We start from the raw sequence: 25,816 nt of genomic DNA, 5'->3' as shown, positions 1-25,816 counted from the left end.
GAGTAAATGAGGTAACACATTGGCACAGTAACTTGGGAGATACATTAATGAATTCAAAATTTAAGTTAAGTGCATTAGCACTCGCTCTAGCAGCGTCAATGGGGGCATATGCACAAGATGCTCAAACTGATGTTGAAAAAAATAAAATAGATAATGAAGATGAAGTAGAAGTCATTGAAGTGACTGGTTTTGCTAGCAGCTTAAGAAAAGCCATCAACCAAAAGCGTTTTGCAGAGAATGTAATCGATACTATACATGCAGAAGACATCGGTAAATCAACTGATCAAAATATAGCTGATGCTTTATCTAGAATTACTGGTGTATCGGTGCAAGAACAAGATGGTGAAGGGACGCGTATTTCAGTTCGTGGTGCAGCATCACATTTAAATCAAATTAGTTTAAATGGCGTGGCACTAACTAGTGGTTTGTCTGGCAGTGGGGATAGTCCTGACTTTAATCAAAGTGTTGATTTAAGTTCGTTTTCATCAGACATTTTGTCGTCTATTGATGTAATCAAAACACCATCAGCCGATCATGACGAAGGCTCCTTAGGAGCAAACGTAATTTTAAGAACGGTTAAACCTTTGTCAGTAAAAGATCCTATCAGATCGTTCACTGTACAGGGGCGATATAATGACTATTCAGATCAAGGAGATGGAAAGCTAAGTGCATCTTTTTCTAATAAGTTTTTAGACGACACTTTAGGTTTTGTATTAACTGCAGCCACGGAAACAGCGCACACACGTAGCGATTCCATGTGGGGAAACTGGAACGATAACGAAAGTGCACTTATTAAAGCTGGGCATGCTTACGATGTCGCGACTGGCAGCCTTCTTGCTGAAGATACGCGAGCATTTCATAAAACTTATAATAGCTATAGTTTGAATCTGAATCAGCGCGATAGAAAAACAGCTACTTTGGGTATTCAGTTTTTGCCCACAGAGAGTACTGATGTTCAGTTAGATTTAAGTTACACCAAACAAGATATTCAAGAAGACAAACATACTATTAGTTTTAATACCACGATTTCAAATGATGACACAGGTAATTTAGTCGATGATCCTGAAAGTGATTGGTATACCATTGATAGTCGAAGTCAGATTTTGCTAAAAAACACATCGCGTCGCACTAAAGGTGCAATGAATCGTGGTATTGGTGGTAAAGAGGTTGAAAGTAAAGTTGCCACCTTAAAAATAGCTCAAGACATTACTGAATATTTACGCCTTGACTTAACCGCCGGTTATTCAAAAACCACAGATGAGAATCTTCGTAACATAAATGCCGGTACGGCCACATGGAATACACTAAATGGGGGATTAGACGGCATAGAAGGAGCCGATGTAGAGCCCGTGGGATATGATTGTACCGATGGCACTGACAACTGTAATTTCGTTTTTGGTTCTTCAATAGGAGCATTACCACCGGTTACAGAAGATCAACGTTCTATATTTGTGACCAACACCCAATTCAATCCGTTCGATCTTCCTGTACATCATTTAAGTAGCTTGACTATGTACAATAATGTCAACGAAGACACTAACAAGTCTCTGTTTGCAGATTTTGATTGGGATGTTGAGTTTGGTCCGATCATTAAAGTTGAATTCGGTTACAAATATTCGTCACGTGAAAAAGATGTACTTATTGATAAACAATCTTTAACCGGCACGGAAGTACCTGTGTTTAATGCTGATGGGCAAGAAATTGTGTCTGGTAGTAGCCCGCAACATATAAGAATAACCGAGTTTTTGAGTGCAGAATCGTTTCCAGTTAATAACTTTATGGATGATGTGGCTCACGACAACTTTCCATTACGAGCGGGCTGGGGGCTAATAGACCCAGAAAAGGCACTTTCTGTTGCGTTCTTGGGGAACGAAAATGTTGCATTAATACCTAATCCAGCAGGATCAAAAGTGATTGGTCAAGATAATCAATCTGCATATGCCAAATTCAATTTTGAACTTATGGATTCTAGATTAACCGGTAACTTTGGTGTGCGGTATGTAGAAACCGAGATTGAAGCTAGTTCTTATACGTCTGTTACCTATAACAATAGTAATAATAATTTGACCCCATACGATTTAATCTATCGAAAAGGTCTCGCTAACACAACATTACCTGATTGTGACTTTGGCGCAACCAGTAATGCGCTACCAGCTGATGTCATTTTAAATGGTGGTTGTCACGAAGAGTATCTGACTCATTTATATGATGGAAATATTGCAAAGGCTGAAAATTGGCATCCAGAATGGGATGAAAACGGGATCTTATTAAATGGGGGGACAGGCGCGCAATTGTTGGACGTGACCTATGATGCGAGCGGTAATGTAGTCAGTGTTAACCGTAATGACCCGTTTAATTCTCACGTGGATTTTGAAAACTATAACGCCCCTCGTATGCCGTGGCGGATACGTCGCTGGGTGGACAATTCTACTAATAATGTAGACGTGCCTAGCTCGAATAAATATACGGGTGGCGAAGCTTTCAAAAACTGGCAACGTAGTTTTGCTACCTCAGGCGAATCTAAGAATGAAGTCTGGTTGCCAAGTTTTAACTTAAATTATGCAGTTAACGAAGAAGTCATTGCACGTTTTGCCGTATCAAAAACTATGGCTCGTCCTAATTTTAATGCGTTAACACCCGGTGCCACAATTAATGAAAGTATTTGGGGAGATCGTGGTTGGGGTCGCACTGGTAGCGCGTCGTTAAAACCTCTCGAATCAAAAAACCTCGATTTATCGATTGAATGGTATTTTGATAAAACGGGCATGTTGTCGTTTGCTTACTTCAAGAAAAACATGAGTAACTTCTTGCAAAGTGTCAATGATGTTTATTACTGGAAAGATATACGTGAAGAATATGACTTAGAAAGTATCGCTGTTGATGAGTTACTCATTGCACCTGATGGACAAACACCAGCCGACGGCTGTATGCCAGTTCGACATACGCAAAGCCAAACACAGCAAGCATTCGAATTTGGCTGCCATGAGTTGAACGTAGGGGTGCAAAGAAACGGTAAAAGTACAACCACTGAAGGTATTGAAATTGGCTATACAGATACCTTTGAAAACTTACCAGGTTTACTCTCTGGCTTAGGTGTTAATTTTAATTATACCTTCCAAGATTCAGAAAACGATCCTGAATTTGTCGAAAATACAGGCACATATCTAGCACCACTTCCTCAAGCTTGGACACCAAGACATTCAGCCAATAGCACTGTATTTTGGAATAAAGACGGTGTTGAGGTGCGCTTAGCACATAGATATACCGGTGTTCAATTTATGTCTGAGTCGGCTACTACCGCTAAATGGCAAGATACCAGTAGTCGTTTAGATTTAAGTGCAAATTATAACTACAGCAAAAATGTGAGCTTTAGTTTTCATGCGCTTAATTTGACAGATGATGTGACTAAGAGTTTCCTTACTTCTAAGAGTTTAGATTTAGGGCATGTAGATGCCAATGGTGAGTCCGTTCTTTATGACGAAGGTAATCCCATGACTGATGGCGATGTGGACAAAAGTAAGATCTTCGCACAGTTTAAAACGGGTCGTAACTTTCGGATAAGTGCTCGCGTTAAATTCTAATACTGTGGTTTGTATTTATTGTTTTTTAACGGCTGGTAGTGATCGGTCGTCTTATAAATTGGAGAGGTAAGATGAATAATAACTTACTAAAAAAATATCCATAGCAACGGCTATTGGTTTAGTGCTTACTGGTTGTGGTGGTGCTGAAAAAGGTGTTTCAACAGGGTTAAGTGGAACAGAGGAGATAACATTTGACGGACCTGTGGTTGTGTCTGTGAACGAAGAGTCTGGTGTATATGTACACGACCTTTTGGAAGGTTCTTCTGTTTCCGAGGGAGAAACCGTAGTTTTACGAAATGTTTATCGTGATGATGAATCGTTAGTGCCGCCAGAAAACGCGATATTGGTGACTGGCAACAACTTAGTCATTGATACTGACGCTTTTGCTCGTATGGTGGTATTGGGTGAAGAGCTAACTTACCAATACAGCTATATTATTGAAAATGGTGGTGGCGCACAGCGTGATGCTGATGGAAATGAAATTTCACGTGATATTTCGGTTACTGTTGTAGGGGTGAAAGATCCGGTTGAAGCTTTGTCTTTAAGTCATGGTGAAATTTTAGTCCCACCTAATTTTGACTTGCCTATCTCAGCTAATATTTCTCCCGTATTTGCTACTGACCAGTCTGTGAATTGGTCAATTGCTGATACCAGTATTGCGACTGTAGATGCTAACGGTGTAGTGACAGGTTTAGTGGAAGGTACTACTAGCTTAACAGCGACATCAGTTGATAATGCACAAGCTACAGTGACAGTGCCTGTAGAAGTGACCTTTGATATTCCAAACCCAATTGGTATGGTGATTACTGATTCTATGGGCATGGATATAGGGGCAGCAGCAAACTTACCTGAATGTGCTACTTACGCCTTGTCTGTTCAGCAACTACCTGTAGAAAGTGGATTTACTAATCCAGTTTCTTGGACTAGCTCTGATGAAACCAAAATTACAGTATCTGATGATGGATTGTTAACCTTTGCAATTGGTTCGGCTTCTCCAGATGCGGTTACGATTACGGCAACCAATGATCAAGGATTAAGTGATCAGGTAAGTGTCACCATCGCCAATAATATTGCTTGTAATAATGCAGCTAATAGCAACTTTGATTTCACTAATGTGTCTGCTTGGCCTTGGAACGGCAATCCAGGTAAATCTGATTCACCACTTGGGTTAAATGATTCAAACGCTATGCGCCTTCAAGCTTCAGCGGGATCTGGTATGAATACCCGACTAATTGATTGGTCTGGTGGTAATCCTGCTATTCCTGAGATTGGTGTTGGTGGTGACAATTACTTTAAGTTGGCATATTGGGTTAAAAATATGGGGGATTCTCCCAGTCAAATTAGATTGTTCGCGCGTGCATGGGTAGGTGGTTGGCATGCAGATACACTTGATGTAACTGCTGACATTCCAGTAAGTGATGAGTGGCAGTATATCGAGTTTGAACCGTTTCAGGCGAAACCTTGGGACAATAGTCAAGTGATTTGGTTGCAGTGGGAGTTGCCTTCTTTGGCAACGACGTCAGATGTGATAATTGATGATATGGTCATCTATCAAGTACCTGCATCTTAGGCTTAATTGGTCGTTCTGTTTATATTTTATGGCGACAAACTTATTGTCGCCTTTTTTAAAGAAAAAGACTGCCAATTATTGAAAGACCTTATGTCACCAACAACTCAATGTTTAAATATTAAAGCTTAGACACAGGGCACATCTAAATATTCTTTATTAATCAAGGCATTTGGATATTAGCATTCCCCATTTTATCAAATGAGTTGGGAATTGCTCCCTTTCTTCTCAGCTTAGCGACTATGATTGGGCCTTGGGTTAGCTATTTGTCTGATCATCGTCAAAGCCGTTATAGGCGTCGAAAGCCTTTTATGCTTATCTCGTGCCTTTTATACGGTGTTTTGTACGGGCTAATTTGGGCAGTGTCTGTTGATTGGCCTGAACAATATCAACTTACCTATTTAACTTGAGTTCTGGATAAGATGTATCGTTTAATCTAAATACTAGTTAAAGCTAAGCAATATTAATATAATTCAATGACTTAATATGTTATTTGTCTAAATAACCTCAGCTAACTGTTAATCAGTAACGAAATTTTTCGTGTATAGCAAGGTGGATTGTTGTACGTAATAACGTGTTATTGCTAAACAATCCAACACCGCTAGAGACAAAAAGAGCGTTGTCGAGAGGTTCGGCCTATTCAGGATTCAGGTTATTTGTCTTGTCCTTTGCATTTCATTTGTGTTCGACTTTTTATGTCATTCCCATGACGAGTATGACCTTTTAATCAACCAAATATGAAAATGAGCGAACAGGTGTCATAGCCTTTGTGGCAATGTTTAACAAGTTTGCTTCAATAATTCATCATTGGAGTTTTAGGGTTATTTTCTGTAATTTTTTAGGGGCAAGAGAATAAACAACCAATTAAACTGAACGTTTCTAAAATTAAGTTTTTGAAAACAATTTCTTTAGCCATAGGCAATAATAAGTTGATGATATTATTGGTATTGGTATTGGTGGCTTGGCTGACGACTTCGTATCGTTCGATTATTACTTAATAGTTTATTGCAGGTGTGATGGGAGTTTTACGAATGGGATCGCGTCAAGCTATTAGAGATGGTGAATTTAAGGCCATCAAGCAACCTATGTTTACAGGCAAAATGGAATTATATGATGTTAGACATGATCTATCAGAAAGTTATGACCTAGCAGATCAATATCCTGAATCAATTAAAGAGTTTGAGCAAAATTTAAAGCCGCGCATATTTATGATCCTAACTGGAAGGTTAAGTAAACGATGCGCAAGTAATTAAAATTGTTACGTTAATTGAGCTTTTTCATGTTAATCTTGTTTGATGCAGCAAACTTCTAAAATAAAGTTAAGCAATTACCAAAAAGCCATTTTGACAGAGATGGATATTCAGCTGTGGGGCTTGCTTAAAACAAAAACCGGACTTGATGAAAAAAGTGATCATGAACCTATAACTAATCACTTTGTTCCCGATGGGACAGTTAGTCAAAATGAAAATACTGTGGATTCAGTCAAGAATGCGTTAAGTCGGTTAGCTGCGTTAAAACAGTCTAATACTGCAAAGACTGAACTACCTAGGGAACAAGCTGTGGTGGCTGAGCCCAATAATAAAGTTCGCAAAATAGACAAGCTATTATTGTCTTTCTCTGCTACTGAATATTCATTATTTGTGCAAGATATTCTGTTAGCGATTGGACTTGAGGGCAAAGATAAAATGTTCGTTAAATCTACACAGTTAATTGAATATTCTGATTACTCACTGGCTTGGCAGATTAAGGATAAAATACAACTGGAAGGGAAATTTTTGTCTACTCCTGACTTGCCTATACTTCAAGATCCACTCAATAAAAAGTTATTGTGGCAAATCATTCAAGATTGTCATAACCCTAACAAACAATGAGCTTACACTTTACCCCATTAACCGAAGAGAATAGCCAGCTTGGGTTTCAAATTCATTCTAATAGTCAATTCAAACCTTGGTCACGTAATGTATACGATGATTGCTTAACTCCTCCTTATTTTGCTTACTATTTAGAATTTGAAGATCAATTTTTAGGCTATTTTATAGGCATGAAAGTGGTGGATGAAGCCACATTGATTGATATTGCGGTAGACAAGAAAAACCGGGGGCAAGGAGCGGGACGAAAATTACTCGAGCACTTTATAGAATCATGTCGAAGAGATAATATTCAAAAAGTGTGGTTAGAAGTCAGAGAGTCTAATTTTGCGGCTATTCGTTTATATGAATCTGTAGGGTTTAATATTGTCGAAACTAGAAGGGATTATTATCCTGCAAAAGTGGGCACTGAAGATGCCTATATAATGTGTTTAGAATTAAGATTCTATCAACCATAACTGGGCGTTGATAGGGAGGAAGGCTAGCTTCCCCCTACTAAATTTTTCTTTTTTACTTTCGTGCAGCAGTCACGTTAAGTGCTTCTGGATTGCCTTGGTGCTCAACTGCTAACTTAACAAATTTAGCTGAGTTGTAATTACAACCCACACACATTTCTATGAATTGATTCATACTCGGTGAACCAATATTTTTTTCCCAGTTTTCGTAAGTTTTACGTGTTTTAACATTGGCTAGTTTAGCCATTTTAACCGTAGTTAACCCCGCGTCTAAACGCATTTTTCTTAAATCTATGCCGCTAATATACATATAAATTTCCTCTTCGATTATTGAAACAACAGCAGAGTCATAATTATTATTAATTTTTGACTCAATTTTTCTATCTCGGGAATTATTGTATGCAACTAAATGTGGATTCGGTTCCACAAAAGAAAATTATTATAAAAAAAATTGTAACTTTATGATTTATATAGGTAAATGTTTTTGGCCTCTGTCATCGAGGCCAATTTATTGTCTTTTTAGGTATGATTTTATCACCCTATACTAACTTAACAAAGAAATTGGCGGAGTACGACGAGAGCTGCTGACCGCTAATTCAGTTGCAGGCGGAGTACGACGAGAGCTGCTGACCGCTAATTCAGTTGCAGGCGGAGTACGACGAGAGCTGCTGACGGCTAATTCGGTTGCTGGCGGAGTACGACGAGAGCTGCTGACCGCTAATTCAGTTGCAGGCGGAGTACGACGAGAGCTGCTGACGGCTAATTGAGTAACAGGTGGAGTACGACGAGAGCTGCTGACAGCCAATTCAGTTGCAGGCGGAGTACGACGAGAGCTGCTGACGGCTAATTTGGGTGCAGGCGGCGTACGACGAGAGCTGCTGACCGCTAATTCAGTTGCAGGCGGAGTACGACGAGAGCTGCTGACCGCTAATTCGGTTGCAGGCGGAGTACGACGAGAGCTGCTGACCGCTAATTCAGTAACAGGTGGAGTACGACGAGAGCTGCTGACAGCTACTTCAGTAACAGGTGGCGTGCGACGAGAGCTGCTGACCGCTAATTCAGTAACAGGCGGAGTACGACGAGAGCTGCTGACAGCCAATTCAGTTGCTGGTGGAGTACGACGAGAGCTGCTGACAGCCAATTCGGTTACAGGCGGCGTGCGACGAGAGCTTCTGACAGCCAATTCGGTTACAGGCGGCGTGCGACGAGAGCTGCTGACGGCCAATTCGGTTGCAGGCGGCGTGCGACGTGAGCTGCTGACGGCTAATTCGGTTGCTGGTGGAGTACGACGAGAGCTGCTGACCGCTAATTCAGTTGCAGGCGGAGTACGACGAGAGCTGCTGACCGCTAATTCAGTAACAGGTGGCGTGCGACGAGAGCTGCTGACGGCTACTTCAGTCGATAAGTCTAGTTGGCTAACACCTTTAAAATCAGTTTGTTGTGTATTTTGAACCGTTAAATAGGCGAAACTACTAGTTGATGTCAAAGTTAGTGCAATTGTTGATAGTACGATCTTTAAACCTTTCATAACATTTCCTTAAAATTTGGATGAGAAAATTCCCACCTATGGATTATGTCGGTTTTTTTACAGATGTGGAGAGGAATTGCTAATCTAATGCAGTAGTCAATATTTCAATTAATTGGGTTAAGTGGAAATTATTCTGTACAAATAGCTATTTAAGTACTTATTGCTAGCGGGTAGGAGACCTACATGACAGGAATATACTGCTTTTCCACGGCATAGAAAAATCAAATTATACTTTCAATAGTTTCGGTAATAATAGTTTGTAACTTTCGTGAAACACTACCCATATTGTAATGGTTCCTATGCATTGAACGATATAAGGGAACGCGGCATACATCATTAGTAGATCTGACAAATCTCCTAAATGTCGAGCTAAATACTCAAGTAACATAATTGCTTGAACCAGCACTGTTAATGCTGCTAACTTGTAGATAACCCAATCTAAGTTGATTGAAACCCCTTGCTTAGAAAAGTAACTATCAACGATAGCCACTCGAATGAATAGAAGGTGTCTAACAATAAGTTGAGATATCATTAACCATACATACCAAGTAATTTGTGGACCAGAATATTCGGTTACTTGCCAATATATTTCAGTTAACGCCGTTAAAATTGTTACAGGTAAAATCAGGTAGATAAGTTTGTCGTGTTGAAGGTAGTAAATGAGGCCAAAAGCAATTATATACAGGAAAAATTTAAAATAAGGTAGTAAGTTCATCAGTGGCCAAGCCAACTGATCAATAACCAATTGAAAGGTTATGATAGCAACTACAGACACCACGTTTATATTCTCTCGACAGACAAATGCGGTAAAGATTAGTACTGCTATAAAAATATGATCAAACACGCGAGCATCGCCAAAGGAAAAAATACCTAAAGCAATAAAAAGCCCTCCGAAAAGGGCTGTAACAAACTTGGGTAAGTAGGCGCGTAGCAACATAGCCTTAGGGTAAGGTATGTTTAACTTAAATTAAAGCCAAAATAATCCATGACAGTAGAGAAAAATGACTCTCTTGTTTGTTCAGAGGCTTTCTGACGACAAATTGACCACCACTTGCTGATGACTTCCATGCCTATATTGTTCATGGTTTCAGGTTTGTCATTTTCTATAGCAGAAACTGTTTCACGACTAATTCCTATCCGTGAAGCGAGCTCTCCTTGGGTGTACCCTGACTCTTTGCGAAGTGCTTTTAATTGCGCGCCACTTAACATTTTTCTACGTGACATAAATAAAACCCTGAATAATTTTAGAGATGAAAATTTACCTTGTTCGAATATAAATTAATCTGGAGTTTTAGTAAATACTTTATTTTATATTTTTATTATGGAGTTTGTCTCGGGGCAGTATGAGCGACTCTGGGGTCGTATAGGGATGGAAAACCTACATAGTAGTTTATTGAAATGCTCCATTAGTAGATGCAAGAATTAGCGTCATCTTCAATGTCAAGAAAATAGACAAATGTTGAGTAGGGTTTATTTATCACAATGAATGAAATAACAATGTGAAAGTGATTTCTCAGTGTTCTCGTGTGCAATGCGCTGGCAAATTATTATATAACCTGTTTATTTTGTAAGCTGTTATGTCCTATTAGTTATACCGAAACAGACACCACAGATCTCAGCGTATTCAGATTTATTATAATGAGATGCGCGCGTTGATAATTGGGGCGTGACATACCCCTTGGCACTGATATCTTCAGCATTGAGACGGGTTATAAGGAAGTGCATATTTTCTGGAACCATTAAACAGTCAAAGTTCTTACTCTTATGGGGTAAGGGGAATGCTATTGCGCTTTTGGGGCTTAAGAGGCCTGTCGGCTATACCGCTCATACTTCGCTGGTACTGTCTCCGCTGTCGTCAGGCTTAAGCCACAAAAGTTTGAATAAGGCTGGTTTTCGCTACTTTCAGTACTGATGTCAGGTAATCATGAACCCTGCGGGTTTAAGTTTTCTTCTTTTTACGGCGAAATGCGCCGTATAAAATAACATTGGTAAACTTATTTGGATTGTGATAGTTTATACTCATTGATATTTGCGGCGTTTTTCGCCGCAAATAGTATAAATTGTAAACTATTTAGATGTTTTAGTGGCTTGATAGCCAAAAACCATAGAAAGGTCGGTGCGCTTAGTGAATAGCACAACTTTACAGGACGATGGCGTAAAAGGCGCATATAAGCAGTCGCTTAAAGTGCTTTTACCTTATGGCATGTTGGCCACTAAAAAGTGGCTGGCCGAGCAGGGCTTAAGCGCTCATGCCATAGATAATGCTGTAAAAACAGACACCCTATTGCTGTTAGCAACAGGTGTATATAGCCAGTATTCCCGCTCTGTGAGCTGGGAAGGCGTAGTTGCTTCTATGCAGCGTATGGAGCAAAACGAGGGGGCTGGTGTGCCGCCCGTTGTGGTTGGCGGGTTATCAGCGCTTTCTTTATCTGGTTTGTCGCAGTATTTGTCATTGGGCAATGAAACGCATATTCATCTCTATGCGGCAGGTAAATTGCCGACATGGATGGCACGTTTGTCATTGCCATTTGAGTTTGAAGGGCATAGTACAAGCAGGTTATGGCCTGAAGGTTTGTTACCTGACAAAGCTTTTATCAAAGCGTATGAGTGGGAGGCTGAATTACCGCCTGTATATTTCTCATGTCCAGAGAAAGCGATGTTAGAGTTACTGATGGATCTGCCAGAGAACGTGACCTTTGAGCATGCTGATGAGCTTATGCAGGGGCTGGTGAACTTATCGCCTAGAAAGCTCGATACGCTTCTAAAAGCGTGTAAAAGCGTCAAGGTTAAACGCTTGTTTTTCTGGTTGGCTACACGTCAATCCTATCCTTGGTTTAACAAGCTAAACGTCAAGGATTATGACTTAGGCTCAGGCAAGCGTGTTGTGGCTAAAGGCGGTAAATTGGATACAGATTATTTGATCACTGTGCCGTCACATATGGCGAAGGAAAGCGAAAACTAAGATGGACAGAAACAGTATTTATTACAAGCAAGTGCAGTTATTGATGCAGGTTTTGCCCTTCGTCGCCAAGCAAGAATACTTTGCGCTTAAAGGCGGTACGGCTATCAATCTGTTTGTTAGAGATTTTCCTCGCTTGTCGGTTGATATTGATTTGGTCTATCTGCCGATGAAAGGGCGTGATGAAGCATTACAAGATATTAGTGAAGCGCTAGATGCTATTAGCGCGGATTTAAAGGCCGCGCTTAAAGATATAGAGCTCACCGAGGCCTATAAGTCAAAACGTGATTCGCTAAGGCTGATTGTTGGCCGCAATGGTGTACAGATTAAAGTGGAGTTATCAGCCGTATTTAGAGGCACGGTTTACGAACCGCAAATGATGGAAGTATGCGCCGCCGTAGAAGATGAGTTTGGTTATGCAGAAGTGCCTGTCGTGGCTCTAGCTGATCTTTATGCTGGCAAAATCTGTGCGGCATTAGACAGGCAGCACCCAAGAGATTTATTTGATGTGAAGTGGCTCTTGGAAAATGAATGCCTAAATGACGAGATACGAAAAGCATTAATTATCTATCTCGCCAGCCACAATAGGCCTATGGCCGAATTGTTAAGGCCGCAATTTAAAGATATATCAGCCATCTATGCAGGTGAATTTGCAAATATGGCCGAGACGGACGTACCACTTGAAGAGCTGGTAGCTGTTCGAGAGCGTTTGGTGGAGCTTATTCACCAAGGGCTTACCGATAGTGAAAAAGGTTTTTTACTATCGTTTAAAAACCGTGAGCCGGATTGGGCTTTACTTGAGCTTGAAGATGTAAGTGATCTTCCGGCCATTAAATGGAAACAGATTAATCTGGCCAAAATGCCAGATGATAAACATAAGCTAGCGTTAGAAAAGCTAAAAGAAGTACTGGGTGTTTGATTTATAACGCTTAGTCATTTTGCTAGAATAGCGTTCAAATTTTTCAATGCTTTGATGGGAGGTTTTGCTGGCTGTAGGCCGTGGCAGACAACTTGGAAATCAGGGCTTAGAGTTAACTTTATTTATTTGTACAAATACTTGTACAAAATGGGAATTTAGATACATGGCTGAAGCCAATTTTATCAATGAAATCAATAAACGAAGAACGTTTGCTATCATCTCTCACCCGGATGCGGGTAAAACGACCATAACTGAAAAAGTACTGTTATTCGGGAATGCTTTACAAAAAGCCGGCACTGTAAAAGGTAAGAAGTCAGGGCAGCATGCTAAATCTGACTGGATGGAGATGGAAAAAGAGCGGGGCATATCGGTTACTACTTCAGTGATGCAATTTCCGTATCGTGACCACCTTGTCAATTTACTAGATACCCCAGGCCATGAAGATTTCTCGGAAGATACTTATCGTACTCTCACTGCGGTTGATTCTTGCTTGATGGTTATTGACGCAGCTAAAGGCGTAGAAGCACGAACGATTAAGTTAATGGATGTTACGCGTTTACGTGATACTCCCATTATCACTTTTATGAATAAACTTGACAGGGACACACGTGATCCTATTGATTTATTGGACGAAGTAGAAAATGTCCTGAATATAAAATGTGCTCCAATCACTTGGCCAATCGGCATGGGGAAAGAGTTTAAAGGTGTATATCACTTACTACGTGATGAAACTATTCTGTATCAAACCGGTATGGGGCACACCATTCAAGACGTTCGCATCGTTAAAGGTATCGACAATCCAGAACTAGACGATGCCATTGGTTCGTACGCTGAAGAGCTTCGGGACATGCTTGAACTAGTGCAAGGGGCGTCCCATGAATTTAATCATGAAGAGTTTTTGGCAGGCGAACTGACTCCAGTCTTTTTTGGCACTGCTATGGGGAACTTTGGGGTTGATCATATGTTAGATGGCTTGACTGAGTGGGCACCATTGCCTCAAGGTCGAGAAACCAGCGATCGCAAAGTTGAATCGAGTGAACAAAAATTCAGTGGTTTTGTGTTCAAGATCCAAGCGAACATGGATCCAAAACACCGCGACCGTATCGCATTTTGTCGTATCGTGTCTGGAAAATACGAAAAAGGCATGAAAATGCATCACAGCCGTATAGGTAAAGACGTGCGAATTTCAGATGCGTTAACCTTTTTGGCTGGAGATAGGGCACTACTTGAAGAAGCGTATGCGGGCGATATCATTGGCTTGCATAATCATGGATCTATTCAAATAGGGGATACCTTTACCGCCGGCGAAAAGTTCCGCTTTGCTGGTATTCCAAACTTCGCACCTGAACTGTTTAAACGGATTCGTTTAAAAGATCCGCTAAAACAGAAACAGTTACAAAAAGGCTTGATACAGCTTTCCGAAGAAGGCGCAGTGCAAGTCTTTAGGCCACTGCAAAACAACGATTTGATTGTAGGTGCTGTTGGTGTGCTGCAATTTGATGTCGTTGTCGCAAGGCTAAAAGGTGAATATAACGTTGATGCAATGTACGAACATATAAATGTTTATACTGCCCAATGGGTTACGGCTGAAACTCCTGCCAAATTAGACGACTTTAGGCGTAAAGCAGAGGCAAACCTTGCATTAGATGGCGGAGACAACTTAGCCTATATAGCACCAACTCGGGTGAATTTGTCCTTAGCACAAGAGCGTTACCCAGACATTACATTCCACAATACTAGAGAGCACTAATAGAATTAGGCTTGTTGGACGAAGATTACAGATGAATATACAAACATTTTTATTAGCAAAGTTTAAAACCGCCTTAACCTCAGTCGGCGCGCCAGAAGACAGTCCTGCGCCGCTTAGCCGCAGCACTAGGGTTGGTTTTGGTCACTATCAGTTCAATGGGGCCATGGCTTTATCTAAAGTGCTGAAACAAAATCCTCGGGAAATCGCGCAGAAAATTGTGGATGCTGTGGAGTTAGATGGCGTAGTAGAAAAATTGGAAATTGCCGGTCCTAGGTTTATTAATATTCATTTAAGCCCTAAATGGCTGGCCACTCGGTTAAAAGCAACCAATTTGGATCCTCGTTTGTCTATCGAAGCAGAAGACAGCCAAACCATAGTCGTAGATTACTCGGCCCCCAATCTTGCTAAAGAGATGCACGTCGGACATTTACGCAGCACTATCATTGGTGACGCCGTCACTAAAACGTTAGAGTTCTTAGGGCACAAGGTAATTCGTCAAAATCATATGGGCGATTGGGGAACCCAGTTTGGAATGTTGCTAGCCCATTTAAATGACAAACTAGCTGCTAACGAAGTGGCCGAAACCGCTTTATCTGATTTAGAAGATTTTTATCGCGCAGCTAAAATACGTTTTGATAGTGAAGAAGGTTTTGCAGACCGAGCTCGAGACTTTGTGGTAAAGCTACAAGGTGGCGATCCTCAGTGCATGCAGCTATGGCAAAACTTTATCGATGTGTCGATTAAACACAGCGAAGAAGTATATGAGAAGCTCAATGTCACGCTTAAAGCGGAAGACATTAAAGGTGAAAGTGCCTACAACGATGATTTAGCCGATACCGTAGCTGATCTACAAGCAGCGGGTGTCGTTGTAGAAAGTGAAGGCGCACAAGTAGCATTTTTACCGGAAATGGCTGATAAAGACGGTAATCCTGCCGTTTATATTGTGCAAAAAACAGGAGGCGGATATTTATACGCCACCACCGATCAAGCCGCTATTCGTTATCGAAATGGCGTATTAGGCGCAGATCGAACGTTAATCTTCACCGATGCCCGTCAGGCTCTACATTTTAAACAAACTGAAATTGTTGCCCGTAAAGCAGGGTTTATCAAAGACAGCCAAAGTTATGAGCATTGCCCATTTGGCATGATGCTAGGCAATGACGGCAAACCTTTTAAAACTCGAACTGGCGGTACCGTCAAATTAGCTGCCTTGTTAGACGAAGCCGTAGAACGTGCTGAAGCGTTAATTAACAAACGTGAGTCTGATTTATCTGCCGAAGAGCGTAAATTGATTGCCAGTAAAGTCGGTATCGGTGCGGTTAAATATGCCGATCTTAGTAAAAATCGTACAACAGATTATGTGTTTAATTGGGATACTATGCTTAGCTTTGAAGGAAATACCGCACCGTATTTGCAATATGCCTATACACGTGTGCAAAGTATTTTTAGGAAAGCGCAAGTAACGAATGAAAACCTAGAAGCGGATATCATTTTGCAGGAAAGCCAAGAAGCGCTACTTGCCGTAAAATTAATGCAATATGCTGAAGCTATCAAACAAGTATCCAGCGATGCCACTCCTCATGTGCTGTGTACCTATATTTATGAACTAGCAAGTTTATTTATGACGTTCTATGAAGCTTGCCCAATCTTAAAAGAGGGTATAGCCGAAGAAACTAAAAATAGCCGTTTGATGTTAGCTCAATTAACCGCTAAAACCCTTAAGTCTGGTTTAGATTTACTGGGTATTGATACTATGGAAAAAATGTAGGCTTTCGCTATAAACCAAGAGGTAAACTTATACGCTACTTGAATTGACAAACCGCCTGTTGGCGGTTTTTTGTTTGTATTGCCATTATTGATACATGTTATCAAAGCCATGAATGTTCTCTTCCCAAATGGGTTTATCTTTGCCAATATGCTCTCGAACAGCATCAAAAAATAAACGTGTTCGTACCGGTAAATCTCTGTGTGGGTAAATGGCATACAAGTGGCGAAATTCAGGTAGTTTAATATGGGTTAAAATCGGAACTAATAAACCTTGTTTAACCTCATTGCCGATCAAAAAGGAAGGGGCGACGAAATATGCATTGCCCGTTAGTATTTTTAGCAACAGTAAATCCCCATCATTTGCTCTATAAGTGCTATTCATTGGTACAGAAATTTCATTACCTTGTTTGCTAATATAGGAGATTTCATTCACTCGTAAACTGTTACTTGAATAGCTCGCTGCTGGCAGTTTCGCCAGCTCCTCAATGTTTGCGGGCTCTCCGTAGGTATTAATAAATGTTGGGCTCGCCAATATTACTAGACGGTTGCGTGCGATGGGTCGAGATATCAAATTTGACACTTTGGGCTCACCTACACGAAAGGCTAAGTCAAACCCTTCACCCACAACGTCGACCATTCGGTCTTCTGCTCGTAGTTCAACTTCTACTTGCGGGAAACGTTGTTGAAAATCATTGATCACTGGCTGTAAATAACGCCTAGCAATAATAGAGGAGCTGGTGATCCGTAATAATCCTTTGGGCTCTGTATGGTAGTTTTCTGCTACTTGCAGAGTTTCACTCAGCAAAAAACGCAATTCGGTGGCCTTTTTAACCATTTCAGCGCCCGCTGCGGTCAATGAGAAAGTACGTGTCGAGCGGTTTAGTAACCTTACTCCCAATTCTTCTTCTAATTTGTTGATTTGTTTAGAAATAACTGAGCGATCAATATTTCGAATTTCTGCCACTTTAGCAAAATTGCCCAATTCTACCACGTCTAGAAACATCATTAGTCGACTGGTTGTGTCCACAATTATTCTCTTAAAATTAATATTGGTGCCATTTTAGCACTAATAAAATGTCAAATGGTGACTATTTAATATGGTTAATACATCTTATTATCGCCGCAATTAATTTCGCAGGAACTAAATATGTCACGCATTCAACACAGAAAAACTCTTATTATCAGTGCACTACTTACCATGCTAGTAGCATGTAGCGATGTGCCTGAGCAGGCAGCTGCGCCAGCACAACGACCTCTTACGCCAATTGATGTAGCGAAAGTTGTATCTAAGCCTGTGCAGCCTTGGTTTACTTATACAACACGTTTAGAAGCTCCGCAGCAGGTTGCGTTAAAACCACGTGTATCGGGTGTTGTAGATACCATTAATTTTGTAGAAGGGCAAAAAGTAAAACAAGGGGACTTGTTGTTTAGCCTCGATCCAAGACCATTCGTTGCCGAGGTTGAGCGTTTACAAGCGCAAGTGATGAGTGCTTACGCAGAACACAAGCAAGCGCAAAGTGAGGCTGCTCGGGCAGTACGTTTGCGTAAACGTGATGCAATTTCATCAGAAGAAGCAGAGTCAAGAGCGACAGCCGTTAAAAGAACCAAAGCGCAAATTTCGGCGCTTCAAGCACAGTTGGTGACAGCCCAACTTAATCTAGAGTTTAGCAAAATTACCGCACCCATAGATGGTGTTATTTCTCGTGCGGAAATTACTAAGGGTAATACTGTTAACGCTAATCAAAGCACATTGACCAATATTGTGTCAGATCAACAAATGTACGCTTATTTTGATATAGATGAACGTACTTGGAATCGTCATTTTGAGCAAACGTCAGCGCAAGACAATTTGCCCGTTGTGATGCAATTGATTGGTGCTGATAGCTTTAATTACCTAGGAAATGTGGATTTTATTGATAATCAAATTAATTCATCTACGGGAACTTTACGGGTTCGTGCTGTGTTTGATGTGTTAGACAACAAATTACGCAGTGGTGCGTTTGCTCGAATTCGTTTGGCCAGCCAAGAAGCTAAACAACAAGTATTAATCCCAGAAAGAGCGATAGGTACCGATCTTAAAAACAGGTTTGTATTGGTGGTCGACGAAAACAATACATTGCAATACCGGCTAATTACCGTGGGTGATCGGTACGGTGAATTTCGTGCTATTACTTCTGGTTTAAGTGCAGAGGATAGAATTGCTGTGAATGGCCCAGCTCGAGTCGGACCTGAGTATGCCGATTGCGCCACGTAATACAGAATTAAATATTGACGCTGTAGCGCTCACTCTAGATGCGCAAGCAAACTCACTTCTATTAACTGCTAAGCAATAAGAGCCAGCTAATGAACTTTTCTCACTTTTTTATAAAACGGCCGATTTTCGCTGCCGTATTGTCCCTGATTATTTTAATCGGTGGCGCAATCTCTTTGTTTCAACTGCCTATTAGTGAATACCCAGAAGTGGTACCACCAACAGTAGTGGTGACTGCTAACTACCCAGGTGCCAACCCTAAAGTCATATCTGAAACTGTAGCTACTCCGTTAGAGCAAGAAATTAACGGCGTGGAAAACATGTTGTACATGAGCTCGCAAGCAACCAGTGATGGTCGTATGACGCTCACTGTGACTTTTGCACTAGGCACCGATTTGGATCAAGCCCAAGTACGTGTTCAAAACCGAGTCAACAGTGCGGTGCCGCGTTTGCCTCAAGAAGTACAACGTCTTGGGGTGGTGGCTAAAAAAGCATCGCCAAATTTAACCATGGTTGTGCATTTATTTTCACCAGACAAAAGCCGCGAAACCGATTATTTGTCTAATTACGCGGATTTATACGTTAAGGATCAAATCGCACGAATTGGTGGTGTAGGTGAAGTACGTGTGTTTGGTGGTGGTAAATTTTCAATGCGAGTATGGTTGAACCCAGATGCATTAGCGGCTCGACAACTAACCGCTGGCGATGTTGTGAGTTCGTTGCAGCAACAAAACCAACAGGTAGCCGCTGGCTCTATCGGTGCACAACCCGTTCCAAACTCTGCTCAGTTCCAAGTTTTGCTGAATGTTAAAGGGCGTTTAGATAGCATCGAAGAGTTTGAAAAAATCATTATTAAAGTGGCCGATAACGGAGCGATTACTCGTCTAGAAGATATTGCTAGAGTGGAAATTGGCCAAGATAACTATGCTTTGCGTTCATTATTGAACGGGCAAGACGCAGTCGCTATGCCGGTATTTCAGCGCCCTGGTTCTAACGCCATTGAATTGTCAGATCAAGTGCGTGCCACGATGGAATCTTTATCTAAGGCTTTTCCAGCAGATGTCGCTTACGACATAGTTTATGACCCAACTGTATTTGTACGTGGTTCAATTGAAGCGGTCATAGCCACTTTACTCGAAGCCATTGCACTGGTGGTAATAGTGGTTATTGTCTTTTTGCAAACATGGCGCGCGTCGATCATTCCATTAATTGCTGTACCAGTATCGCTTATCGGTACCTTTGCGGTGATGCAGTGGTTAGGTGTAAGTATTAATACTTTATCGTTGTTCGGTCTAGTATTGGCCATAGGGATAGTCGTAGATGATGCCATAGTCGTGGTAGAGAATGTCGAACGTAATATTGAAAAAGGCCTAACACCATACGAAGCAACTCGTGTTGCTATGACCGAAGTGACGGGACCAATCATTGCTATTGCGCTTGTTTTGCTAGCTGTATTTATTCCGACCGCTTTTATTACTGGTTTAACAGGCCAGTTTTATAAGCAGTTTGCGTTAACGATTACGATTTCCACTGTTATTTCAGCTTTTAACTCGCTAACGTTATCACCTGCTTTATCAGCGTTGTTACTAAAACCACATGGTGCCAAGCCAGACATTCTGACTCGTGTATTAAATAAAATTTTTGGTCGTTTTCTGTTTACTCCTTTTAACCGTTTATTCGAAAAAGGCTCGATTGCATATCAAGCTTCGATTAAAAAGTTAATTCGTTTTAGCATTATTGTGGCGGTCGTTTACTTTGCTCTATTAGGCTCTACGGCTACCTTGTTTAACACTGTTCCAGGCGGGTTCATTCCACCTCAAGATAAGCAATATTTAGTGGCCATCGCACAGTTGCCAGATGCCTCTAGTTTGGATAGAACCGAAGATGTAGTGAAACAAATGTCGGCAATTGCCAAAGAAGTTCCTGGTGTGGCGAACATTGTTGGATTCTCAGGATTATCGGTTAATGGTTTTACTAATAGTACCAATAGTGCAGTGATCTTTACGCCACTGAAAGATTTCTCGGAGCGTCAAGGTCCGGGCATGTCGGCAGGGGCTATTGCTGCAGAACTAAACAAACGTTTTTCTGTAATCGATGAAGCGTTTGTGGCTGTATTCCCACCGCCGCCAATTTTAGGGTTAGGCACAACGGGCGGCTTTAAGCTACAACTCGAAGATCGTGGTAACCAAGGCTTTGAAACTTTATTTAATAGCTTACAAACTGTGATTAAAGAAGCGAATCAACGTCCAGAATTGATGGGGTTATTTTCTAGCTTCCGTATTCAAGTGCCGCAAATGGATATTGAAATAGATCGCGAACAAGCCATGTTACAAGGTATTGCTTTAGACCAAGTGTTTGATGCTCTACAAATTTATTTAGGCTCAATGTACGTGAACGATTTTAATATGTTTGGTCGTACATACCAAGTTAACGCTCAAGCGGACGCTGAATTTAGATTAGACGAAAAACAAATCCTCAATCTAAAAGTGCGCAACGTTAAAGGTGATATGGTGCCTTTAGGCGCGGTGCTAAGCGCTACGCCTACCCGAGGTCCAGATCGTGTTATGCACTACAATGGCTACCCAAGCGCAGAGTTAAATGGCAACCCTGCAATGGGCTATAGCTCTGATCAAGCGCAACAAGCGATTGAAGAAGTGTTAGCTAAAAACTTACCAGACGGCATTGACTACGAATGGACTGAGGTGACCTATCAGCAGATCATTGCGGGTAATACTATGGTCTACATATTCCCGTTAGTCGTGTTATTGGTCTTTATGGTATTGGCTGCACAATATGAAAGCTTACGCTTGCCATTAGCGATTATATTAATTGTACCTATGACGATATTCTCTGCGTTATTTGGTGTGTGGCTAATTGGCGGTGACAATAATATATTCACACAAATTGCGCTGATAGTGCTGGTGGCATTGGCTTGTAAGAATGCCATCTTGATGGTTGAATTTGCCAAAGAAGAACAAGACGCTGGGCTAAGTCGACTAGATGCCATTATTCAAGCTGGACGCACGCGTTTGCGACCAATATTGATGACATCAATTGCCTTTACCGCGGGTGTTATTCCATTGGTGTTGGCCTCTGGAGCAGGTGCTGAAATGCGTCAAGCGATGGGCGTCGCGGTATTCTCAGGCATGATCGGGGTGACCATCTTTGGCTTGTTGTTTACGCCAGTATTCTACGCCTTGGTGGCAAAAGAAACGGCTTCAAAAACAACTAGCGACAGCCAAACTTCTGTAAATGCAGTAACAAATAATAAGGAAGCGACTCATGGGTAAGCTTAATCTTATGTCAAAAGCTAAGCTTTCTGCCTTAGCCATGGCCTTAACACTAGCTGGCTGCGCAAGTAGCCAACATTCAGAGCAAGCAAGCACCTTGAAAAATAGCTTCTTTGCAGAGCAAAACTACGCAGCAGAGCTTGCCCAAAATGATGCCAATAGTCATTGGTGGCAAAGTTACAATAGTGCACAATTAGATGAATTAGTGGCTACTGCGTTGCAATCAAATCGCAACTTGGCCGCTGCTCAACTTCGTTTCAAAGCCGCTATTCAACAGTTAGGCTATGAAGAAGCCCAGTATTGGCCTCAAGGAGGCTTACAAGCTGCAGCTACGCGAGAATCTGTCGCCGGTGACATTGATAGCACTGCTAGGTTTGGCGCTAATTTAACTTGGCAACTTGATTTGTTTGGTCGTATTTCTGCCCTAATTCAGGCAGCCGAAGCTAACAGCTTGCAGGTACAGCAACAAAAACACCAACTTGCGGCTGAGGTTGTGAGTGGTGTCACCAGAAGTTTCTTTGAATGGCAAGGTAATCAGCTCAAACGACAAATTGTTAATCAACAGATTGCCGCTATTCTAGCCAGTATTGATGTACTGCAAGCTAGAGTTGATGAAGGTTTCGCATCAAAATTAGATGTAAACCGCACTTATGCTCAGTTAAATCAACAAAAGGCATTGTTACCGAAAATTGAGACAGCACTTTACCAAAACAAAGCAACATTGGCAGTATTGTTGGGGCAGACACCCGAACAAATACAGCTAAGCTTTGAAGAAAATTTACTGTCCAATAACTTGATTCAACCCGTCACCTTAGTGCAACCAGAAAAAGCGGTGAGCCTAAGGCCTGAAATTAGTATCGCTCATTATCAGCTCATGCAACAAAGTGCTTTGTCTGATGCAGCAGATGCGGCGTTGTATCCAGATATATCCATATCTGGATTTGCTGGATTACTTAACCCAGTGGGCAGTCAATTATCTAAGAATGATGATGCTTGGTCAGTGACACCACAGCTCAATTGGTCAATTTTAAGTTGGCCCGCGCTAAAAGCTCAGGCTAAGGCCCAGAGTTCATTAGCTGAAGCTGCGCTAGCCGAATACGAAAATACTATTGTCAGTGTAATAGCAGAATCACAAACTGCTTTAGTTAGTATGAAGCAGTCACAAACCCTGCATGAGTTTGCTGATAAAAGGTTGTTTTACGCTGAGCAAGCACACGATCAAGCCAAAGCTATGTACGAGGAAGGGCAAATGCCATTTCTTGACTTGCTGTCAGCTCGTCAAGATGCGTTAGTGGCGCAGGAAGCTTCGGTAGATGCAAAAATAGCTTATATGCTGGCTAAAATATCCACTTACAAAGCCTTTAGTGGTGGTTGGAGTAGAACCTTAGTGCAGTAGTGTTGTGTATACTGGTATTCAAACTAATTAACTAAGCACTTGGTAAAATAACACCTTGGTAAAGTAGTATCTAAGGCGTGTATGCTAAGCGGTAAGGTAAACTAACAGCTAGCAAGTTATTAGATAAACTGCTTTAAAATAAAGTCGTAAAATAGGTAAATAGACATGGCTAACGTAGCAAATTCGATGCAAGCAATTACTTTGGCAAAAGCTGAAGAAAACTTTATATTGCGTAAGCAACAAGTGCCCACACCCGTGCGCCAAGAAAGTGAACTGCTGATCCGGGTTGAATACGTTGGCCTAAATCCTATCGACGCGAAATTAGCAAAAAGTGGTTTTGCTGAATGGCAGTATCCCCACGTTTTGGGCTTAGATGCGGTTGGCACTGTAGTTGATGCGCCTGTTGATGTTAGCCCCAATGTTGGCGATCAAGTTATGTGGCATGCCAATATTCGGCAACAAGGAATGTTAGCCGATTACGTAGCGGTTCCTAATTTTGCTGTGTCCAAATTGCCTGAAGGGTTATCGCCACAAACAGCCGCAGCGCTGCCTAGTGCTGGGATGGCTGCACTCGTTGCCCTAGACAAGTTACAAATAAAAGGCGGCGAAAAGTTGCTAGTAGAAGCTGGGGCAGGGGCGGTAGGTCAATTTGCTATTCAGTTTGCCAAACAAAGAGGCGCCATTATATTTACTACAGCAGCAAAAAAAACGCACACCTACTTGAAAAAAATAGGTGCTGATGAGTGTTTTGACTACAACGACAAACAGTTACTAAAGAAATTCAAAATGGCCCTTGGTCATAGTGAGTTTGATGCAGTGGTTGATAGCATAGGTGGCGATAACACCATTCGGAATATTGAGCTAGTACGTTTTTGTGGAAAAATTGCCTGTTTAAATGGTTTGCCTGCTATACCGCCAGATTTGTTATTCTTTAAGGCGCCAATGATCAATATCGTCTCTCTTAGTGGTGCGTATTTAACCCACAGTTTATGTGCCCAACAACGTATGAGTTTTATGGGAAATTTACTCATGAACAGTGTGAATGATGGCAGCATTAAAACACCATCTATTATTCCTATTGCCTACGAAGCTGAGGCAATTACTCAAGCCTTGCAGCGCCAGTTGCAAGGGGATGTATTTGGAAAACAAGTTGTATCAGTCACAGGGTAGAAAATTAGACGTGTAACGTGTTCTATTCGTGGGTTGGGTTAAGCGTAATCTAGCTCAATACATAGTCTGGTAGGCTAACTTGCACATGTATCTGCTTATTGCAGGCATAAAAAAGGCTCTAAATAAGAGCCTTTAGTAAACGGTGAATTAAGTTTACACATTAAATCTAAAGTGGATTACGTCACCATCTTTAACGATATAATCTTTTCCTTCCAAGCGCCATTTTCCAGCATCTTTAGCACCTTGTTCACCCTTGAATTCAACAAAATGCTCGTAGCTTATGATCTCAGCGCGAATAAAACCCTTTTCGAAGTCTGTGTGAATAATCCCTGCCGTTTGCGGGGCAGTGGAGCCTTCTGGGAAGGTCCATGCTCTCACTTCCTGAACGCCTGCTGTGAAGTAAGTTTGCAAAGTTAATAGTTCGTAGCCAGAGCGAATTACGCGATTCAAGCCAGGTTCTTCTAACCCCATGTCGGCCATAAACTCGGCTTTTTCTTCTTCGTCTAGTTCGCCTATTTCTGCTTCAATTTCAGCGCAAACAGCCACTACTACTGCGCCTTCACTGGCGGCAATTTCTCTTACTTGATCTAGATAAGGGTTATTTTCAAAACCATCATCATTTACGTTTGCAATGTACATGGTTGGCTTGAGTGTTAAAAAATTCATATAACTGATGACTTTGATTTCATCTTTATCCAAATCTAGTGAACGCAGTAACTGGCCTTCATCTAAATGTGGTTTGATTTTCTCTAACACTTTCATTTCGGCTTTAGCGTCTGCGTCGCCACCTTTAGCGCGCTTAGCTACTCTGAATAACGCTTTTTCAGTGGTGTCTAGGTCCGACAACGCCAGCTCGGTATTAATGATTTCAATATCATCTTTAGGGCTAACTTTACCGGCTACGTGAACGATATTTTCATTGTCGAAACAACGAACTACGTGACCAATCGCGTCTGTTTCTCGGATGTTAGCTAAGAATTTATTGCCTAAACCTTCACCTTTAGACGCGCCTTCTACTAAACCGGCAATATCGACAAATTCCATTGTTGTAGGAATGATGCGCTTAGGATTGACGATTTCAGCCAACTTATCTAAACGCAAGTCAGGAACAGGAACGACACCTGTGTTAGGTTCGATAGTACAAAATGGAAAGTTTGCCGCTTCGATGCCTGCTTTAGTTAATGCATTAAAAAGCGTAGATTTACCTACATTTGGTAGGCCAACAATGCCACATTTAAAACCCATTCTGTAATCCTCTTATCCGTATAATATTGACCGCTTGATACTGTAATTAGCCAATAAAAGTTAATTTTTA

General features: G+C 41.4%; 18 protein-coding genes and 1 pseudogene. 13 read left to right on the top strand and 6 right to left on the bottom strand.

The window, feature by feature from the left end:
- The first annotated feature begins 47 nt into the window (after window positions 1-47).
- From RS130_RS18225 to rimI, 5 genes are all read left to right on the top strand, one after another.
- Window positions 48-3,581: a TonB-dependent receptor gene (locus RS130_RS18225; protein WP_316027109.1), complete on the top strand. Its 3,534-nt coding sequence runs from the start codon at window positions 48-50 to the stop codon at window positions 3,579-3,581.
- 121 nt (window positions 3,582-3,702) lie between these two features.
- Window positions 3,703-5,151: an Ig-like domain-containing protein gene (locus RS130_RS18220; protein ID WP_316027108.1), complete on the top strand. Its 1,449-nt coding sequence runs from the start codon at window positions 3,703-3,705 to the stop codon at window positions 5,149-5,151.
- Window positions 5,152-6,179: 1,028 nt separating this feature from the next.
- Window positions 6,180-6,401, top strand: coding sequence for a hypothetical protein (locus tag RS130_RS18215; protein ID WP_316027107.1), 222 nt, complete (start codon window positions 6,180-6,182; stop codon window positions 6,399-6,401).
- Window positions 6,402-6,440: 39 nt separating this feature from the next.
- Window positions 6,441-7,019 carry a hypothetical protein gene (locus tag RS130_RS18210; RefSeq protein ID WP_316027106.1) on the top strand — a complete coding sequence of 193 codons (579 nt, stop codon included), beginning with the start codon at window positions 6,441-6,443 and terminating at the stop codon, window positions 7,017-7,019.
- Window positions 7,016-7,474, top strand: coding sequence for a ribosomal protein S18-alanine N-acetyltransferase (rimI, locus tag RS130_RS18205; protein WP_316027105.1), 459 nt, complete (start codon window positions 7,016-7,018; stop codon window positions 7,472-7,474). The genes RS130_RS18210 and rimI overlap by 4 nt, the downstream gene beginning before the upstream one ends.
- Before the next feature lie 52 nt (window positions 7,475-7,526).
- On the opposite strand, the gene RS130_RS18200 is transcribed toward rimI, so the two are convergent.
- The 4 genes from RS130_RS18200 to RS130_RS18185 all read right to left on the bottom strand — a co-directional run bounded on the left by RS130_RS18200 (window position 7,527) and on the right by RS130_RS18185 (window position 10,223).
- Window positions 7,527-7,781: a helix-turn-helix transcriptional regulator gene (locus tag RS130_RS18200; RefSeq protein ID WP_316027104.1), complete on the bottom strand. Its 255-nt coding sequence runs from the start codon at window positions 7,779-7,781 to the stop codon at window positions 7,527-7,529.
- A gap of 234 nt (window positions 7,782-8,015) precedes the next feature.
- Window positions 8,016-8,999 (bottom strand): hypothetical protein, encoded by a 984-nt coding sequence (locus RS130_RS18195; protein WP_316027103.1) that lies wholly within the window; start codon window positions 8,997-8,999, stop codon window positions 8,016-8,018.
- A 226-nt stretch (window positions 9,000-9,225) separates the two neighbouring features.
- Window positions 9,226-9,843 (bottom strand): hypothetical protein, encoded by a 618-nt coding sequence (locus RS130_RS18190; RefSeq protein ID WP_316027102.1) that lies wholly within the window; start codon window positions 9,841-9,843, stop codon window positions 9,226-9,228.
- 113 nt (window positions 9,844-9,956) lie between these two features.
- A complete protein-coding gene (locus tag RS130_RS18185) occupies window positions 9,957-10,223 on the bottom strand; it encodes a helix-turn-helix domain-containing protein (protein WP_316027101.1) in 267 nt (88 codons plus the stop codon).
- A 901-nt stretch (window positions 10,224-11,124) separates the two neighbouring features.
- Here RS130_RS18185 and RS130_RS18180 point away from each other — a divergent pair.
- The 4 genes from RS130_RS18180 to argS all read left to right on the top strand — a co-directional run bounded on the left by RS130_RS18180 (window position 11,125) and on the right by argS (window position 16,395).
- Window positions 11,125-11,961, top strand: a complete 837-nt coding sequence (locus RS130_RS18180) for a type IV toxin-antitoxin system AbiEi family antitoxin domain-containing protein (RefSeq protein ID WP_316027100.1) — start codon at window positions 11,125-11,127, stop codon at window positions 11,959-11,961.
- Window position 11,962: 1 nt separating this feature from the next.
- Window positions 11,963-12,877 (top strand): nucleotidyl transferase AbiEii/AbiGii toxin family protein, encoded by a 915-nt coding sequence (locus RS130_RS18175; RefSeq protein ID WP_316027099.1) that lies wholly within the window; start codon window positions 11,963-11,965, stop codon window positions 12,875-12,877.
- A gap of 163 nt (window positions 12,878-13,040) precedes the next feature.
- Window positions 13,041-14,627, top strand: coding sequence for a peptide chain release factor 3 (prfC, locus tag RS130_RS18170; RefSeq protein ID WP_316027098.1), 1,587 nt, complete (start codon window positions 13,041-13,043; stop codon window positions 14,625-14,627).
- A 31-nt stretch (window positions 14,628-14,658) separates the two neighbouring features.
- Window positions 14,659-16,395 (top strand): arginine--tRNA ligase, encoded by a 1,737-nt coding sequence (gene argS / locus RS130_RS18165; RefSeq protein WP_316027097.1) that lies wholly within the window; start codon window positions 14,659-14,661, stop codon window positions 16,393-16,395.
- A gap of 84 nt (window positions 16,396-16,479) precedes the next feature.
- Here the strand turns inward: argS and RS130_RS18160 are convergent, their stop codons facing one another.
- Window positions 16,480-17,421 (bottom strand): LysR family transcriptional regulator, encoded by a 942-nt coding sequence (locus RS130_RS18160; RefSeq protein WP_316027096.1) that lies wholly within the window; start codon window positions 17,419-17,421, stop codon window positions 16,480-16,482.
- Between the two features lie 120 nt (window positions 17,422-17,541).
- Between RS130_RS18160 and RS130_RS18155 the strand changes: the two are divergent.
- The 4 genes and pseudogenes from RS130_RS18155 to RS130_RS18140 all read left to right on the top strand — a co-directional run bounded on the left by RS130_RS18155 (window position 17,542) and on the right by RS130_RS18140 (window position 24,501).
- Window positions 17,542-18,727 (top strand): annotated as a pseudogene (locus tag RS130_RS18155) (efflux RND transporter periplasmic adaptor subunit).
- A 10-nt stretch (window positions 18,728-18,737) separates the two neighbouring features.
- Window positions 18,738-21,935, top strand: a complete 3,198-nt coding sequence (locus tag RS130_RS18150; RefSeq protein ID WP_316027095.1) for an efflux RND transporter permease subunit — start codon at window positions 18,738-18,740, stop codon at window positions 21,933-21,935.
- On the top strand, window positions 21,928-23,331 hold the full coding sequence (locus RS130_RS18145) for a TolC family protein (RefSeq protein WP_316027094.1): 1,404 nt from the start codon (window positions 21,928-21,930) through the stop codon (window positions 23,329-23,331). The genes RS130_RS18150 and RS130_RS18145 overlap by 8 nt, the downstream gene beginning before the upstream one ends.
- Window positions 23,332-23,496: 165 nt before the next feature.
- Window positions 23,497-24,501 (top strand): zinc-binding dehydrogenase, encoded by a 1,005-nt coding sequence (locus RS130_RS18140; RefSeq protein WP_316027093.1) that lies wholly within the window; start codon window positions 23,497-23,499, stop codon window positions 24,499-24,501.
- Between the two features lie 153 nt (window positions 24,502-24,654).
- Here the strand turns inward: RS130_RS18140 and ychF are convergent, their stop codons facing one another.
- Window positions 24,655-25,746, bottom strand: a complete 1,092-nt coding sequence (gene ychF, locus RS130_RS18135; protein ID WP_316027092.1) for a redox-regulated ATPase YchF — start codon at window positions 25,744-25,746, stop codon at window positions 24,655-24,657.
- Between the last annotated feature and the right edge of the window lie 70 nt (window positions 25,747-25,816).

Source organism: Paraglaciecola aquimarina, from assembly GCF_032464635.1.
Classification (GTDB): Bacteria; Pseudomonadota; Gammaproteobacteria; order Enterobacterales; family Alteromonadaceae; genus Paraglaciecola; species Paraglaciecola aquimarina.
This window is presented reverse-complemented; position numbering and strand designations above follow the sequence as displayed.

Bases quoted from the DNA above. Each gene is read 5' to 3' on its own strand.
- RS130_RS18225 (WP_316027109.1), top strand. From the start codon at position 48: ATGAATTCAAAATTTAAGTTAAGTGCATTAGCACTCGCTCTAGCAGCG.
- RS130_RS18215 (WP_316027107.1), top strand. From the start codon at position 6,180: ATGGGATCGCGTCAAGCTATTAGAGATGGTGAATTTAAGGCCATCAAG.
- rimI (WP_316027105.1), top strand. From the start codon at position 7,016: ATGAGCTTACACTTTACCCCATTAACCGAAGAGAATAGCCAGCTTGGG.
- RS130_RS18200 (WP_316027104.1), bottom strand. From the start codon at position 7,781: ATGTATATTAGCGGCATAGATTTAAGAAAAATGCGTTTAGACGCGGGG.
- RS130_RS18195 (WP_316027103.1), bottom strand. From the start codon at position 8,999: ATGAAAGGTTTAAAGATCGTACTATCAACAATTGCACTAACTTTGACA.
- RS130_RS18185 (WP_316027101.1), bottom strand. From the start codon at position 10,223: ATGTCACGTAGAAAAATGTTAAGTGGCGCGCAATTAAAAGCACTTCGC.
- RS130_RS18175 (WP_316027099.1), top strand. From the start codon at position 11,963: ATGGACAGAAACAGTATTTATTACAAGCAAGTGCAGTTATTGATGCAG.
- prfC (WP_316027098.1), top strand. From the start codon at position 13,041: ATGGCTGAAGCCAATTTTATCAATGAAATCAATAAACGAAGAACGTTT.
- argS (WP_316027097.1), top strand. From the start codon at position 14,659: ATGAATATACAAACATTTTTATTAGCAAAGTTTAAAACCGCCTTAACC.
- RS130_RS18150 (WP_316027095.1), top strand. From the start codon at position 18,738: ATGAACTTTTCTCACTTTTTTATAAAACGGCCGATTTTCGCTGCCGTA.
- RS130_RS18145 (WP_316027094.1), top strand. From the start codon at position 21,928: ATGGGTAAGCTTAATCTTATGTCAAAAGCTAAGCTTTCTGCCTTAGCC.
- RS130_RS18140 (WP_316027093.1), top strand. From the start codon at position 23,497: ATGGCTAACGTAGCAAATTCGATGCAAGCAATTACTTTGGCAAAAGCT.
- ychF (WP_316027092.1), bottom strand. From the start codon at position 25,746: ATGGGTTTTAAATGTGGCATTGTTGGCCTACCAAATGTAGGTAAATCT.